This is a genomic window from Nocardia sp. NPDC057227 (genome assembly GCF_042669725.1).
Lineage (GTDB): Bacteria > Actinomycetota > Actinomycetes > Mycobacteriales > Mycobacteriaceae > Nocardia > Nocardia asteroides_A.
Genome location: NZ_JBHUXA010000009.1, coordinates 224,107 through 241,374 on the forward strand (window position 1 = coordinate 224,107; position 17,268 = coordinate 241,374).

5 protein-coding genes are annotated in these 17,268 nt (G+C 71.3%); 4 read left to right on the forward strand and 1 reads right to left on the reverse strand.

All coding sequences use genetic code 11. The features are described 5' to 3' along the window. Positions 1-2: 2 nt before the first annotated feature. Both ACFUJ1_RS15685 and ACFUJ1_RS15690 read left to right on the forward strand, forming a co-directional pair. Positions 3-1,421 (forward strand): protein kinase, encoded by a 1,419-nt coding sequence (locus tag ACFUJ1_RS15685; RefSeq protein WP_378646046.1) that lies wholly within the window; start codon positions 3-5, stop codon positions 1,419-1,421. A 100-nt stretch (positions 1,422-1,521) separates the two neighbouring features. Then, positions 1,522-6,654 (forward strand): AAA domain-containing protein, encoded by a 5,133-nt coding sequence (locus tag ACFUJ1_RS15690; protein ID WP_378646113.1) that lies wholly within the window; start codon positions 1,522-1,524, stop codon positions 6,652-6,654. A gap of 10 nt (positions 6,655-6,664) precedes the next feature. Here the strand turns inward: ACFUJ1_RS15690 and ACFUJ1_RS15695 are convergent, their stop codons facing one another. After that, on the reverse strand, positions 6,665-8,836 hold the full coding sequence (locus ACFUJ1_RS15695) for a DEAD/DEAH box helicase (RefSeq protein ID WP_378646048.1): 2,172 nt from the start codon (positions 8,834-8,836) through the stop codon (positions 6,665-6,667). A gap of 165 nt (positions 8,837-9,001) precedes the next feature. Between ACFUJ1_RS15695 and ACFUJ1_RS15700 the strand changes: the two genes are divergently transcribed. Together ACFUJ1_RS15700 and ACFUJ1_RS15705 are read left to right on the forward strand one after the other, a co-directional pair. Continuing rightward, on the forward strand, positions 9,002-12,355 hold the full coding sequence (locus tag ACFUJ1_RS15700; protein ID WP_378646050.1) for a hypothetical protein: 3,354 nt from the start codon (positions 9,002-9,004) through the stop codon (positions 12,353-12,355). Then, positions 12,352-17,268 carry a DEAD/DEAH box helicase gene (locus tag ACFUJ1_RS15705; protein ID WP_378646052.1) on the forward strand — a complete coding sequence of 1,639 codons (4,917 nt, stop codon included), beginning with the start codon at positions 12,352-12,354 and terminating at the stop codon, positions 17,266-17,268. Before ACFUJ1_RS15700 ends, ACFUJ1_RS15705 begins: the two co-directional genes overlap by 4 nt.

The following is a 17,268-nucleotide window of genomic DNA, read 5'->3' on the forward strand; positions in this document are numbered from 1 at the left end:
CCATGACGGTCGTCGGGGGACGCTACGACCTCATCCGCCAGGTCGGGGCCGGCGGCATGGGGCAGGTCTTCGAAGGTTTCGACCGGAACCTCAAGCGGCGGGTCGCCGTCAAACTGACCCATCTCGACCTCGAATCCGACAGCGAGTGGACCAGGCGCTTCCTGCGCGAGGCCGAGCTGATGGCCACCGTCAGCCACCCCGGCGCGCCCGCCATCCACGACGCCGGCATCACCGACACCGAACCGCACCGGCCGTTCCTGGTGATGGAGTTCGTCGACGGGGTGACGCTGGAGGACGTGCTCGCCCGGCATCGGCGGCTGCCCCTCGGTGTCGTCGCGGCGCTCGGCGCGCAGGTGGCGGCAGTGCTAGCGGCCACCCACCGGCACCGGATCTACCACCGCGACCTCAAACCGTCGAACCTCATGCTCTGCGACAACGGCACCGTCAAGGTCCTCGATTTCGGGCTCGCGGTCGTCCCGGACGCCGACCGCAGCCGCTACACCTCGACCGGGCAGACCATCGGGACGCCCGCCTTCATGGCCCCGGAGCAGATCGAATCGCGGGAGATCACGCCGCAGACCGACCTGTACGCGCTCGGCCTCATCCTGCACGAACTGCTCACCGGGGAGCGGGTGTTCGCGGGCGCCAACGCATTCAGCGTGTGGACCGAGCAGGTCTCCGCCGCGCCACCCGACATCCGCATCGCGTGCCCCGGCATCCCCGCCGATCTCGCGGGTGTGCTCATGTGCATGCTGGAGAAGAAGCCGGAGGCCAGGCCGGCCGGCGCCGCCGTCGTGCACGCCGTACTCCTGCGTCACGCCGCGGGGCTCGCCGAACTCGTCGACGATGCCGACAGCCCCGCCCGGCTGTACGCCGCCGCGGTGAACGCCCCGGCCCGGCTGGCCGCGGCTCTCGACCCCGCAGCGCGGGTAGTCGACAGTCCTGTACCCGCCGACACCGGGAAGCGGGTGCCGACCGGCGAGTTGAGCCGCGGCGACCTGCACCGCGCCGTCGAAAAGGCCAGGCACCTGGCCGACGAATCTCGGTACCACCCCGCCGTCCGGCACCTGCAGACCGCCGTGCGCGCGGCCGTCCCGCTGCTCGGCGCCCGCGATGCCGACGTGGTCGACGCCAGGGTCCAGCTCGCCGGGCTCCGCTTCGAATCCGGCGAGTATGCCGAGGCGGCCCCGCTCTACCGCGCGCTCATCGACGATCTCACCGCCGAGCGCGGGCCCTACGACGACCAGGTCGTGTACTGCCAGCGCAGACTCGCCGAGTGCCTGCTGCACCTGGGCGACAACGGGGAGGCACACGAGCGATTCCGGCGACTGCATACCCAGCTCGAAGCCAAGTACGGAGCGGCTGATCGGCGGGTGTCGGAGATCAGGGCGCTCGCCCGCGAGGCCGGGCGGGAGCCATAGCGGCGATCGTGTAGCAACCCCGCCGAGGTTGGCGATAGCGTTCGAGACCAACGGGGATCGTCCGGCGGGATCGAGAAACGAGGAGGACGCGGTGACGGTAATGGCGGGCGGGGGCGCCACGCCGGCGGATCGCGGCGCACGGCTGTTCCAGTATCTGGCCCGGGTGCAGGACATCGGGATGACCAAGATCTCCGAGGTCGCCGACCTCGGAACGGTGCTCTGGCTGGCGGATCTCCCGGTGCATTCGGCCGTGCAGTACCAGGCCGAGTCACCCGGTGAGCCGTTTCTCCGGGTTGCCAAGGTGCGGGTCGAGCCGGTGGTCGAGCTGCACGACGCCGACGTGCTCGCCTGGCTGGCGCCCGGGCGGATCGACGATCCCGATGCCGAGCCGGAGCTGCGCAGCAGAAGGAGGGGTGCCGACGGTGAGGAACTGCTGAGCGATTACCCGGAGATTCGGCGCGGCTTCGAGAAGTGGATGACCCGGTGGCGCCCGTGGGCGTACAAGGCGCGCCGCGATCAGCTCGTGCACCGGCTATACCGCGAGCTCTACGACATCTACACCCGGTTGAGCGCGGCGTCGGAGACGACCGAGGCAGTGCTCGGCCTCGGCTGCCTGAGTTGGAAGCCGCCGACCGGCGCGACCGTGCGTAGGCACGTCCTCACGGTTCCGGTGAAGATCGAGTTCGACACGAACTCGGGCGCGCTCGCGGTCACGGTGGAGACCGGCGGCGGGATGTTGGTCGAGCTCATGGACTTCCTGGAGCACGGTCACCTCAGCAGCGCCACCCACCTGCACCAAGCCGAGGAGTTCGCGCGCAGCGAGGCGATCGACCCGTTCGACGAACCCGCGGTCGGCGGGCTGGTCCGCAGGGTCATCAACTGCATCAACTACGGCGCCGACTACCTCGAGCAGATGACCCCCGCCGTGCCGGGGCGGGAAGCGACCGGTGCCTACGCCCCCGCGGTGATCCTGCGCTCCCGCGGCAAGCGCGGGCTGGTGCGGGTGCTCGACTCCATCGCCCAGCGCATCCGCGAGCAGCGGGCAGTCCCCGAGGGCATACGCAATCTGGTCGACCCCGACTACGTGCCGCGCCGCGATCAGCCGAGCGATGAGGGCGCCATCGTCCGCGACGGCGCCGACAGCTTCCTGCCGATGCCGCTCAACGACGTACAGCTGCGCATCCTCGACCACGTCGACTCCAGCGCGCACACCATCGTGCAGGGGCCGCCGGGCACCGGGAAGACGCACACCGCAGCCGCGCTGATCGCGCACCTGCTCGCCCAAGGCAAGCGGGTGCTGGTCACCGCGCACACCGACCGCGCGCTCGAGGAGGTGCGCGGCAAGCTCCCGGACGCGATCAAGCCGCTCTCGGTCGCCGTGGTGGGGGCATCCAGGGACTCGTTCGCCGACCTGGAGGTAGCTGTCGAGCGGATCTCCGAAGCCGCCGCCGAACACGACCAAGCCCGCTCCGACCGGCAGATCGCCGGTGCGCAGCGCCGGATCGGCGAGCTGCGCGAGCGCAGAGCAGGGTTCATGGGACGGCTGCGTGCGGCCAGGGAAGCCGAGGTGCGTACCTACGACATCGCCGGATACCGCGGCACGCTGACCGAGCTCGTGGCGGCACACCGCGCGGACCGGGATCGGTTCGGCTGGATCGACGGGCTCGTCGCGCCGGGAACCATCGAGGCCCCGCCCGTTTCGGCGCAGGAGTACGGCCGCTGGCGGGAACTCGTGCTGGACGAGACACTGCGCGACCCGGAGGCGCAGGCGCCCGAACTCGTCACCAACTCGGAGCTGCCGCCGGCCGCGCAGGTGGACCAGTGGTTCGCCCGGCGCGCCGAGGCGGAGCAGCGCTGCCGCGACTACCGGGAGGTGGGGCAGACCGAATGGGTCCGCCGGGCGTCGACCCTGGCGCCGCACACCAGGGCCGAGCTACAGGAACTCGTGCAGGGGCAGGACCGGGCCGCCGCTGAGCTGTCCGACCAGCGCGAGACCTGGATCCGGGACGCGTTGCTCGACGTGCGGGCGGGGCGGCCGGTCGAGTGGCAGACCAGGGCACACCGCATCGGCGAGCTGCTCGTCCCGGTCGAGGCCGCGGTGGCGGCGGTCGGCATCAGCGAGATCACCGTGCACAGCACCGATCTCGCCCCGCTGGTGGCGCTCACCGAGGCCGTGCTGGCGCACATCGAACGGAAGGGCGAGCTCAAAATCCAGAGCGACGGGTCGCCGAAGGCCGGGCTCACCACGGCCAAGGTGATCAAGGACGCCAAGCCGCTCTTCGACAACGTCCGGGTGGACGGACGGATCCCCACCACCGCCGAGCAACTGGAGAAGTTTCGCCAGTACGAGCACGCGAGCCGGTTGCTCAACCAGCTCGACGCCGCGTGGCAGGGCGTCGCCCAGCCACAGGCGGGCGCGCCGAGCTGGCGGCTGGCCTGGCACCGGGAACGGCTCGCGCGGCTCGAGGGTGTGCTCCGGTTCGGCACGCAGTTGCAGGGCGCCGGAGCGAAGCTGCGCATGTACGGCCTGCCGGAACCGGATTGGGCCGACCCCGGCTCGGTGCAGCGTATGGTCGAGGCCTTCCACGCCGTGACCGCACTCGATGCGCTGCGCGCAGCGCAGGCTCCGATCAACGAGCTGCTGCAGCGGCTGGTCTCGCTCGGCAACGACCCGCGCGCCACCGCCAACCTGCACGACCTGCGCGCCGCGATCGAGCACAGCGACGGCCCCGCCTACCACCGTGCGCTGGCTCGCCTCACAGAGCTGCGGAGGCTGCGGGAGCTGCGCGCGCAGCGGCAGGAACTGGAGGCACGGCTCGCGGCGGCCCCCGCACTGCACGCGAACATCGTGGCGACCCTCGGTGATCCCGGCTGGGACACCCGGTTGCGCGAACTGCCCGCGGCCTGGGCCTGGGCCGCTGCGGGTACCTGGCTGGATCAGCTGGCCGACGAGCAGGTGAACGACCTGCTGCGCGCACTCGATTCGATCGAGGAACAGCTGCGCGCCGAGGCCACCGTGCTCGCGGTGACCAGGGCCTGGGCCAGGGCGGTCGGACCGGGCCGGCTGAGCAACAGCTCGCGCGCCGACCTGCGGCAGTACGTGCAGCTGGTCCGCAAGCTCGGCAAGGGCACCGGCATGTATGCCGGCCGACGCCGGGCAGAGATCAAGCAGACCCTGGCGCGCTGCCGCTCCGCGGTGCCGGTCTGGATCATGCCGATCTACCGGGTGGTCGAGCAACTCGACATCGAGCAGGACATGTTCGACGTGGTGGTGGTGGACGAGGCGTCCCAGGCCGGGCTGGAATCGGTGTTCCTGCAGTACCTCGCCCCGCGCATCGTGGTGATCGGCGACGACAAGCAGGTCTCGCCGTCGGCGGTCGGGGTGGACCAGAAGGAACTCGAGAAGCTCGCGGGGCAGTACCTGTTCGACGACAAGTATCGGGCGACCTGGCAGGAGCCGAAGCGGAGCCTGTTCGACGAGGCGACGATGCGGTTCCCGGCGCGGCTGACGCTCGTCGAGCATCGGCGCTGCGTACCCGAGATCATCGGCTTCTCCAACAAGATCGCCTACGAGCCGTACAACGTGCGGCTGATCCCGGTTCGGATGTTCGGCGCCGACCGGCTGCCGCCGATCCGCACCGTGCACGTCTCCGACGGCGTCAACCCGGGCAAGACCAACGTCAATATCGCCGAGGCGGACCGCATCGTCGAGCAGATCGAGCGCTGCGCCGCCGACCCCGCCTACGACGGCAAGACCTTCGGGGTGATCTCGCTGCTCGGCACGCAGCAGGCCAAGCTGATCTGGGACAAGCTGCTCGCGCGGTTCCAGCCCGAGGAGCTGACCCGCAGGCAGTTGCGGTGCGGCGACGCGGCGGATTTTCAGGGCGCCGAGCGCGACGTCGTCTTCCTGTCCATGGTGAAGGCGCGCGGGCCGGAGGCGCGGCTGGTGGCGCAGAGCCGGGACGAGGCTATCCAGCGCTACAACGTCGCGGTTTCCCGTGCGCGCGACCAGCTCTGGCTGTTCCACTCGGTCACCCTCGACGACCTGCGCAACCCCTCCGACATGCGGTACCGGCTGCTCGACTACTGCCTGGAGGCATGGCAGCACGACGTCGAGCAGGCTGCGGGGCGGATGCTGCCGGTCCCGGAGGATCGGGTGGTCGCGCCCTTCGACTCGCTGTTCGAGCAGCAGGTTTTCAATCGGATCGCGGAACGGGAGTACCGCGTCGGGGCACACTACGACGCCACGGGGTACGACATCGACATGGTGGTCACCGGCTCCCATGCACGGGTCGCCGTGCAGTGCGACGGGGATCGCTGGGATGGGCCCGTGGAGTTCGACAACGATTTGTCGAACCAGCGCGAGCTGCAGCGGTGCGGGTGGCCGTTCGTGCGGATCCGGCAGTCGCAGTTCCTGCGCGACCCGGAGGCGGCGATGGCGCCGCTGTGGGCGACCTTCGAGGAACTCGGGTTGCTTCCGCTCGCGCCGGAGGAGGTCGTTGCTGTGTCTGCCGACCCGCCCGACGGAGCCAGCGCTGCCGAGGCCGGGGTGCGGGAGGTCGCGCCCTCGGCTTCGCTGGCTTCCAGCTGGACTCCGGCGGCGGAGCAGCCACCGGTGTCGGAGTGGACGCCGACGCCGCCGCAGAGATCGGAGTCGCCGCGGATTTCGGAACCGCCGCAGACTGCGGAGCCGCCCGTCGCGCCCGAGCCCGTGGTGCGCGACTACCGCGCCTTCACCGAGCCGCTCGCCGCGCCGGGCGTCGCGGCGCCGAACGCGGTGACCCAGGACCTGGTGCGGATCGTCGAGGTCGAGGGCCCGGTCACCGGCGCCCGGCTGCTTGCCGCCTACCGGCGGTCCACCGGCTCGACCGGAAGCGACGACACCCCTGCCACGATCGAGCGGCTGCTGAGCGCGGCGGTCGCGGGTGGCGATCTGCTCGCCGACGACCCACTCGCCGCCGCCGACGATCCCGCGCTGCGCGCCTACCGCACGCCGGAGCAGCCGCTGACCGACCTGCGTACGCTCGGCCCCCGCTCGGTCGACCAGGTACCGCTGCGGGAACTGGCGGGGGCCATCGCCGTTGCCATCGGCGAACCGGGCTCGGCCGACCGCAGGGAGGTGATGCGCCGCGCGCTGCGGAGCATGGGGCAGTCCGAGTTCACCGACCGGGCCGTCGCCGCGCTGGCCCTGGCGTGGCCGCTGGCGCGCGCCGAGGTCACGACGGTGTCTTGACGCGATCCCGTCAGAGCAGCCCGGCGGGCGTGGTGCCGCGCAGGAAGGCCGCGACGCCGATGAGCCGATGGTGCGGCACCCGCAGCGGTGCCAGGGCGCGGACCACCCGCGGGAAATCCTCGATCGGATCGGCTGCGCGGACCGCCCATTCCGTGACGAGGTCGAGCGCGGCCCCGCGCTGCGCGGCGGTGCCGCCGGCCGCGGCCGCCAGCAGTACCAGCTCCTCGGCATCGTCGGAGATCGGACGGAAGTCGAGGATTCCCGCGGCCGCGGCCGCGGTGACCGCCGTCGTCATCGCTCGCGGGTCGGTGAGGCCGATGAGGTCGCCGATCTCGTCTGCGGTCGCGATCCCGCCCTGGGCGTGCAGCTGATCGGTGAGTTCGGTCGTCACGGGGGCGGCCTCCGGTTCGGTGGGTGCGGGTACGGGTTCCGGCGCCGGGGCCGTCGGCTCCGGTTTCGGGCGGTCGGTGCGGCGTATCCCGGGCATGCTGCGCGGCGTGGGACGCCCGGGTTCCGTTCTCGGGGATGGTGCAACGGGTCGCGGTGCGGGCGATGGTGCAGCGGGTGGCGGTGCCGGGGATGGTGTAACGGGGTGCGGCTCGGCGGGGTCCGGGGCGGGGAACAGGCGGGTCAGCAGGCCGGGAAGCTCGCCCGCGCCGACGGTGACCTCCTCCGCGGCGATCTGCCGGAGTTTACGGATGTGCGCACCGGCACGGCGCGGATCCTCTGCGGAGTTCTCGACATAGACCAGCAGGATCACCGGCGCCCGCGCCGCACCTGGGCGGATCACTCGGCCCAACCGGTGCGCCAGTTGCCGCTCGGTGAGATCCGGTGTGACGAATACGCCCATGCCGACGTGCGGGACGGTCAGCACCGGGTCGAGACCGCGGTGTTCGACGACCGCGTGCAGCCCGCGCTCCCGCAGGCGCCGCGCGATCTCGTCGCGGGCCACAGCGCTGACATCCGCTCCGACCCTGGCGATCTGGAAGTCGGCACGGCCGAGGGCCTGCACCAGCCGGGTCGCGGTGGCCGTCCGGTCGGTGAAGAAGATCGTCTGCGTGCCGGCCAGCACCGGGACGGGTAGGGCGCGTAGCGCGGCCAGCTTCTCTTGAGAGCCGCCGAGCACCTCGGCACGCTTGCCGATCGCCTCCAGGTAGCGCTTCGCGGGTACCGCGGCCGGTCCTCTGCCGTCGACCTGCGCTCTCGCGAATTCCTCGGCAGCGGCGGGGACATCCGGCGCGCCGTAAGTGCCGACGAGAGTGTCGAGTGCGCGCTCGGCGCGGTCGTCGGCGGCTCGGAAGGCCCGATCCTCGCTCGCGGTGAACCGCACCGGCACCTGGACGAGGGCGATCCGGGGGAGCAGGCCGTTGTGCACGGCGTGCGGGTAGTCGCAGCCGGGGATGATCTCGCCGAAATACGGCCGGACGACGGTCCGGATCAGGTCGTCGCCGCGTTCGGCGCCGCAGGTGAGCGCGAGGCGCCACTGGAAGAGCGGGAGCAGCGCTTTGGCGTACGCACCCGCGCTGTAGCCGTGCACGTCGTCGACGATCAAAGCCGTCGGCCGGTGTTGGGTGTACCTGTCGATCAGCCGGTCCCGGATCGCGGCGTAGGCGGTGACGACGGTGATGTCGCCGTGCGCGGGCAGCCGGCCCGCGGCGCCGCCGGAGCCGTCGATGCTGTTGTTGTGCAGCATATTCCGGAGCGCATCTAGCCACCGGCGCTGCTGGTCGGCGTCCGGGACGAGGATCGCCACCTGATGTCCCGCCTCGACAGCCTCCGCTGCGGCGGCGATGCCGAGCACGGTCTTGCCCGCGCCGTCGACCGCCTCGACGATGCCCCGGTGGCCGCGGTTCCGCCAACCTGCCAGCGTCTGCTTCTGCCAGGTGTGCAGCCGGAGCCGGGACTGCGTCGTCCGGCTGGCGTCGGCCGATTTCCCGTTCCCGGTTCGCCCGCCCGCCGAGGTACCTGCGTCCGGCTCGGCTGTCGCATCGACGGCGTTGGCAACCCGGCGGATCGACCAGATCGGCGGGGTGTCGTCGGATTTGCTGAAGATGTCCTGGCGAGCGTGGAGCAGGCTGTTGATCATGGTCCTTGTGCAAGCCGGGTCATCGATCGCCTCGGTCAGCGCGCGCGCCGACATGGACCCCTCGGTCCGCAGCAGGGCGCGGATCCGTGACTCCAAAGATGCCCGCACTCCGTACCTCCCGATCACCGCGCCACCCACCCACCGCCGATTGCGATCGGCGGCCCGAGGGAAATTATGTCCGATTCGTAGCCGGGACGTAGCGTGTGGGCTGCTCCGGACGACAAGAGGGGCGGCAGGCGCGACACGATCAGGGGGCGTGCGATGACGGAGTCGTTCTCGGTACAGCAGGCGGGTGAGCTGGAACGCGCGCGCGCCGGTGAGCTGCGCCGGATCGCGCTGTTCGCCGAGCTGAACCTGGATGCCGACGACATCGCCCGCAGCACGGAGCTGTTCGCCCAGATGATTCGCCGGTACCACCGCGCCATGGGGGCGGAGTGGATCATCGCGCGATTCCCCGCTCTGACCCTGACGACGCTCATCGGGCACGCGGGCATGCACTACGACCGCAACCGGTACTGGGACAGCTTCTGGGACGAAGTCGGTCTCCCGCGTGACCTCGAGTTCGAATCGCTCCTGCGCGAAACGCTCCGTGATCTGCTCCGCACCTTCCGGATGCGCGAATTTCCCGAGCTGGAACATCAATACGTCCAGGTCATGGCGGTGCACGCCGGTATCCCCGTGCACTGCCTCGACGATCTGGTCGACGTCATCGATCAGCACGTCAGTGCCGGGCGGACGGCCACCGGCGCTGCGGTCTTCGAGTGGCTCACCGCGCCGGGCATGGCCTACCGGCTGGACCGGCTCGACGTGCCGGTCCGGAATTTCCTGCGGCTCGGCGGCGAGGTCGCCGTCGACATCGTGGACCGGATCATCGAGTTCGCCGAGTACTTCGGTGAGCATCCGGAAGCGGCCAACGATCTCGATCTCGACACCGCCACCACCGGGCTGCCGAACCTCCTGCTGGACGCGCTGATCGACCGGCTGGCGGAGCGCCCGCTCGGCTCCGGTCCGCGGGAGCCCAGCGCGGTCGCGCGGACCAGGCAGCCGGCCGTCGCGTACTCGCCGCTCGACCACAGGATCGTCGTCGAGGTGCCGTATCCGGAGTCCACGCCGGAGTCGCCGTGGCGGGTCCTGTTCGACGGGGCGCCGCAGACGGTCTACGCCGAACGGGCCTGGGGGAGTGCCGACGATACCGCGCAACCCGCCACCCCGGTGCCGGTACCGCGGCCGGTTCGTCAGATCGTGCTCGGCCACGAGTCGGTGCCTGGCATGATCCGCATCCCACTGGTCGACAAGAACGATCCGCTGCTGCTCTTCGACGAGTCCGGTCGGGCGCTGTCGCGGCACGCCGCACTCCCGCGCGGCACGGTGATCGCGGTGTGCCCGCACGACGCGGCGGTGATCGACGCCGATGCGGGAGTGCCGCTGGAGCCGCTCGACGAGCTGATCCCGATCGGCTGGCAGGACTGGCGCGCGCGGAGTTACGACCTCTCCGGGCCCGCCGCGATCCGGTGGCGGCGCGGGCCGCACACGGGGCCGCTGCGGCAGGTGCGGGCCAGTGCCGCCGCCCGGCTCGGGTTCGGCGCGCCGCTGCCGGGGGTGACCACCCGGAACGGCCTCTCCGTGTACGCCGCGCGGCCGGGCGTCGAGTTGCCGCCGACTGGCGTGCCCACTACATGGCGGGTGCGCACGCGGCGGGCGGGAACCGTCGACTGGCTGACCGACCAGGAGTGGGAGGCCGGCTCCGAAGAGACCGAGCTCGACCCGTTCGACGGGGTCGCGCCGGGGCTGCTCGGCTTGTTCGACGTGGTGGTCAGCGGTCCGCTCGGCTCCGACCTGCGGCATTCGGTCTTCCTCGCCGAAGGGCTGGACGTGCGGTACAGCGCCGAGTTCCGGGTGCCCGACGGCGACGGTCTCGCCCCCGCCTCCTGCGCGCTCGCCGCCCGCCCGCCGCTCGCCGTCGACGAGAAACGGCTCGAATTCGGCCGTGCGGTTCGCGATCTCGAGATCCGCACCGGGTCCGGCGGCCACACCGAGCGGCTGCTCGTCCGCCCGCCGCACGTCGAACTCCGGGTCGACGGGGTGGGCGGGGTCGCGCAGTGGCGCACCGCGGCCGCCGCGCTGACCACCGACCAGCTCGCCGAGCACGCGACGCTCGCCGTTCGGGTACCCGGCGAGGTGGAGGTGGACATCGCCCTCACCGATCGCGCGGGCGCGATCCGGCAGGTCGAGATCCCGAAGGTCGCCGCCGACAATGTCTTCCGGGTGCCGACCCGGGCGTTTCTGGACACCGCGCGAAGCCTCGGCGTGTCGGCGCTGCTGGCCAGGATCGACACCGGGGATGGCCGCACCCGCACGGTGCGGCTGGCCCGGATCAGGCCACCTGCGCTGTGCACGGGCGCCGAGGTAGCCGGGGACGCGCTGCTATTTGCCGGCGTCTCCGGCAGCGACCTCGCGGCGTTTGTCTGGGCGAACACCGCGCCCTGGCTGGAGCCGGCGCAACTCGCGCTCGACGGCGTCCGCGCGACACTGCCGCCCGAGCTGATCGGCGCCGGCCCGCTCACCGTGCAGGTGTACGTCGACGACCCGTGGTCGGTGCCCGTTGTGCCGGAACGACCGGGCGACGACGCCCTGCGGATCGAGCAGCCCGGGTGGTTCGCGGATCCGGATCCCACCCGGTCCGCGCTCTCCCGCTTCCTCGCCGGGCACGGGGACGCCCCGGCCGGCGGCTCGGTCCTGCCCGAGGTGTGGGCCGCGCTCGCCGGTGGCGGGGCCACCCGCCCGATGCGCGCGGCCATGCACGACCTGCTGCGCCGCGACCCGCGCTCCGCGCTCGAAGCCCTCACCTACACCGCGATCCCGCCGTCCGGGCATCCGGCACTGCTCATCGCCGCCGGGCTCGCGGAGTGCGATTTCGCCTCGGTGGTGCGCGCGGTGGTACCCGCCGATCCGTGGATCGCCTGCCTGCTCGACATCGCGGACCTGCCCGCGCTCGCCCGCGACCGCGGCTCGGTCGCCTACCGCGACCTGATCGGCAGGCTGGCCGAAGCGGGTGGTGAACGGCTGCCCCAGCTGCTGGCGGGCAAGGTGGGCGATCCGCGCGAGGGTGTCTTCGACTCCTCGGCGGTCGCTATGCACCGGATGGACCCGGTCCGGGTCCGGGAGCTGAAATCGGCGTGCGAGATCGTCCCCGCCGCCCTGCTCGACACCGACACCCGCACCTCGGCCATGTTCGAGGCCTTCGAGCAACGGCTGACCTGGCTGGACGACCCGGGCTCCGGGCGGCTCGGAGCGGGCTCGCCGCCGCTGCTCGCCGCGGTGCGCCGGGCCTCACGCGGCGCCTACGATCAGATCGCCGCCCGCAACGAGGTCCTGGCCGGTGTCGACACCGGTGAGCTGCCCTGGATGCTGATGTCGATGCAGTCGCTGCTGCTGGCGGTCGTCGCCCGGCTTACCGCCCGCGGTGTGCGGGTCGCGCCGATCACGCCCGCGATGCGCGGTGACTGGGCACGATTGGCTCGCCGGTGTCCCGCGCTGGTGAGCACCGACCTGCTGATCGCCGACGCATTGATCGCCCACGAACGCCACCCCGATTCGATCGGAGAACCGACGTGACCGACCGGCTGGACCCGCTCGCGGCGGGAGCCGCCATCGAGGCGAGCTACAAGCGCTACCTCGAGACCCTGATCGCGCCGCGCGATCCCGCGCTCGCCGAGGCCTTCGCCCGCGAGGTGCACGACACCCCGCTGCTCACCAGGGGGCCGCTGCTGGAACTCACCCCGCCGTACGAGCCGGGCCGGTCGCTCCGCGACCTCATGGCCGAGGGGGTGCTGAACCCCGGTTTCGCCGCGTTCGACTCGGCGATGGATCTGGACCGGACGCTGTATGCGCACCAGGAGACCGCGATCCGCAAGGTCACGGCCGGTCGTAACCTGGTGGTGAGCACCGGAACCGGGTCCGGCAAGACCGAGAGCTTCCTGTACCCGATCCTCAACGAGCTGGTGGCCGAGCAGGCGGCGGGCACGCTCGGCCCCGGGGTGCGGGCCCTGCTGCTGTACCCGATGAACGCTCTGGCCAACGACCAGCTGAAGCGGCTGCGCGAGCTGCTGGCCGACACCCCGGAGATCACCTTCGGCCGCTACACCGGGGAGACCAAGGAGAAGCGCGCCGACGCCGAATCGACGTTCGCGCAGATGCATCCCGGCGTCGATCGGCTGCCCAACGAGTTGCTCAGCCGGGAGGAGATGTGGGCGAACCCGCCACACCTCCTGCTGACCAACTACGCGATGCTCGAGTACCTGCTGCTGCGCCCCCGCGACCTCGAACTCTTCGACGGCAAGTACCCCGACACCTGGAAGTTCCTGGTCCTCGACGAGGCGCACGTCTACGACGGCGCCCAGGGTGGCGAGGTCGCGCTACTGCTGCGCCGGCTCCGGGACCGGGTCGCCGGCCACCGCCCGCTGCGCTGCATCGCCACCTCGGCGTCGCTGTCCGGCAGCACCGAGGCGAGCCAGGGCACCGAGGCGACCGCCTTCGCCCGCAAGCTCTTCGACGCCGACTTCGAGTTCGCCGCCGATGACGAGGCCAGGCAGGACCTGGTGACCGCCACCCGGATGCGGCGCCGGAGCGAGCCGACCTGGACGATCGCCGACGCCGACCTGCTCCGCCTCGCCGAGCCCGACGCCGACCTGTCCGACATCGGGGAGCACGTGGCCTCCGGCGATATCGCCGAATCGCTGCACGCCGAGCGCAGGATCGCGAACCTGAAGGCTTTCGCGCACGCTGGCCCGGTGGACGTGCGGGCCCTGGCGGACAAGCTGTGGCCGGACGACCAGGAGGGACAGGCCAAGCTGGAGGCGCTCGTCGCGCTCGGCTCGAAAGTCATCGACAGCGGCGGTAATCCGGTGCTCTCGGCGCGCTACCACATGTTCGTGCGCGCGACCGAGGGCGCGTTCGTCAGCTTCGGCGACGCCGGCCCTACCGTATTCCTGAGCAGGCACGAGATCGATCCGGCCAGCGGCCGAGCCGTTTTCGAGTTCGGCACCTGCCAGCGCTGCGGGGCGGTGCACCTGGCGGGGGAGCGGGTCATCGAGGAGGGGGTAGCGTACTTCCGGCCGGCCAAGAAGGACACCGCGGTGCGCTGGCTGGTGCTGACCGACACCGCCGCCGACTCCGTCGTGGACGAGGACGAGGCGACCCTCGCCGAGGACGGCGGCGATCCCGGCGAGACTGGGCAGCGGACGCTCTGCACCGGTTGCGGAGTCCTCGGCGCCGCCTGCACCCTGCGCTGCCCGGGCGGGCCGGTATTGACGGTGCGGGAGCACCGGTCGGCGCGCCGGGTGATGAGCTCCTGCACCGAGTGCGGCGCGCTAGCCAGGCAGGTGGTGCGACGGCTGCGCACCGATGTCAACGCCGCCCCCGCTGTTATCGCGACCGCGCTCTACCAGCACCTGCCCGCTGCCGATGGCGAGGCGGGCGACCAGGTGGGCGGCGGCCGGAAGCTGTTGATGTTCTCCGACTCCCGACAGGCGGCCGCCTTCGCGGCGCCATACCTCTCCAGCACCTACGGCAGTGTGCTGACCCGGCGATACATCACCGAGGCGCTGCACGACCCGCGGAACGCGGGGGAACTGCTCTCGGTCGAGGACGTGGCCGACAAGGTCCGCGCGGTCGCCGACCGGGCCCAGCACTTCGACGAGGACGCGACGCGGTCCAGCAAGCTGCGCACGGTGCATCCGTGGGTGATGGCCGAGCTGATGACGATGGACCAACGGCAGTCGCTCGAGGGGCTCGGTCTGCTCGCGGTCTCGCTGGCGCGGTCGCGCCGGACGCCGCTGCCGTCCGGTTTCGCCCGGCTCGGGTTCACCGACGACGAGGTATGGGGCCTCCTCGCCGAACTGGTCCGGACCGTTCGCCTGCAGGGCGCGCTGACCCTGCTGCCCGACGTCGATATCGCCGACCCGCTCTTCGAACCGCGCAATATGCGAATCCGCATGCGATCGGCTGATTCCGACCGCCGCAAGCGGATCATCTGCTGGCGGCCGGGCGGCAAGCCCGGAACTACCAACAACCGGATCGTGCTCGTACGTAAGGCGCTCGCCGCTGTCGGGTCGGACGTCCCGGCCGGCAAGGTGCTCGACGCGTGCTGGGACTTCTTGGAGAAGGCCGGGTACTTCACCGCCGAGCAGGACAAGACCGCCGGCGTGCTCTACCAGGTCTCGCACGAGAAGCTGCGGCTGCGCGCGGGTAGCGAGTGCACCTGGTTCCGCTGTGGGGTATGCCGCCGGCTCACCGCGCACAACATTCGCGGTGTCTGCCCGCTCGGTGCGTGCCCCGGTAGCCTGGCGCCCTACCCGGTGCCCGCCGCCGCTGCGGACGCCAACCACTACCGCATGCTGTACCGCACCCTGACCAAGGTGCCGCTGACCGCGCAGGAGCACACCGCGCAGTGGGCGGCGCTGGAGGCCGCCGCCATCCAGCGGCGGTTCGTCACCGGCGAGGTCAACGTGCTCTCCTGTTCGACCACCTTCGAGCTCGGGGTCGATGTCGGCGAGCTGCAGGCGGTGATGCTGCGCAACATGCCGCCGAAGACGGCGAACTACGTGCAGCGGGCAGGCCGGGCCGGACGCCGGGCCGCCTCGGCGGCGCTCGTCGTCACCTACGCCAAGCGCAGCTCGCACGATCTGTCCAAGTTCCAGCACCCGGCGGGGATGATCGCCGGAATCATGCGCATACCGTGGATTCCGATCGACAACCCGCGCATCGGCCGCAGGCACGCCTACTCGATCGCGCTGGCCGCCTACTTCCGTGATCGCTACGACAGCGACGGGGTGGAGTGGCGGCACGCGGGCGCGTTCTTCGAATCCGGCGACAACGGCGAGTCCGCCGCGGCGGCGGTCAGGCACTTCCTCACGCCGGTACCCGATCGAGTCCGGCACTCCCTGCAGGCGGTGCTGCCACCGGCCACCGCCGCCGAGATCGGCGTCGACGACGATCGCTGGGTAGACGCGCTGTGCAAGGCGCTGGCGTTGGCGGAGCAGGACATCGTCAACGACATCGCGGTCTTCGAGGCCCTGATCGCGGCCGCCGAGAAAGAGCGCCGATACGAACTCTGCGGACGGCTGCAGAAGACGCTGCGGACGATCCGGGATCGCCAGCTGCTCGGCTACCTCGCCAACAAGAACGTGCTGCCCAAGTACGGCTTCCCGGTCGATACCGTCGAACTGCGCACCGCCCACTGCCAGACCGACCTCGGGGCGAAACTCGAACTCTCCCGTGACCTCGGCCAAGCGATCTTCGACTACGCTCCCGGCAACCAGGTGGTCGCCGGCGGCAAGATCTGGACCTCGCGCGGTCTGCACAAACTGCCGAAACGGGAACTCGTGGAGATGCGCTACCGGGTCTGCCGGGAATGCAAGCATCTCGAATGCGGGCACGATCTCGATCCCACGACACCCTGCCCGAACTGTCACGAACAGTTCGGGCCGTCCCGGCGGTGCGTGCTGCCGGAGTTCGGGTTCGTAGCCGACCGGCTTCCCCAGGACGTGCGCTCCGAAGTGCCGCAGCGCAACTGGTACGGCGCGACTTACGTCCAGTCGATCGGGGACAGTTCGGACCCACTGTCGTGGCGCACCGCCGAGGGGAGGGAGGTGTGGGCCCGAGCGGGCACCCGGGCGCGGATGATGGTGGTCAGCGAAGGAACGGGGGCCGGTTTCCTGCTGTGCCAGCGGTGCGGATGGGCCGCTCCGCAGGGCGGCGCGAAAGTCGCTGTCAAGCACGAGCACCCGGTCACCGGGGCGTCGTGCGGCGGCCAGCTCGGCGTGGTGTCCCTGGCCCACCAGTACGAGACCGACGTCGCCGAATTCACCTTCTCCGACTTCACCTATGACCGAGAATTCGAGGCCGAGTGGCTTTCGGTGCTCTACGCGCTGCTCGAAGGGGCATCCGAGGCGCTGGAGATCAGCCGTGACGACATCGATGGCACACTGGCCTGGACCGGCGACGGCGCCCGCAGCATCGTGCTGTTCGACACCGTGCCCGCCGGTGCGGGCGCCGCCAAGCAGATCGCTGCCAAGCTCGACACGGTACTGCGCTACGCCGCCGACCGAGTGGCCCGCTGCGAATGCGGCAGCGAGACATCCTGCTACGGCTGCCTGCGCTCCTACCGCAACGAGCGCTTCCATGCCCAGCTCACCAGGGACGGCGCGCTGAAGGTCTTCGCGCAGCTGGAGCTCGTCGCCGCCGAGCCGCCGGAGCCGACCTGGTCGGAGCACGCCGTGCACGCCTCGGACGCAGTGCGCGAGCTGCTGGCCGAGCTCCAGCGCCGCGGGGTGCCGGAACCGGAGGTGGACACCGAGATCGGCCGGTACTACTGGCCCGTCGACATCGCTTGGCCGGATGCGAAGGTGGTCGTCGTCGGCGACGCGGACGACGACCGGGACACCGGGCTGGCCGCCGACGGCTTCCACGTCGTGCCGATGACCGCCGCCACCGCCGCGGAGCTGGGGGAGCTGCTGGCCGCGAAGTGA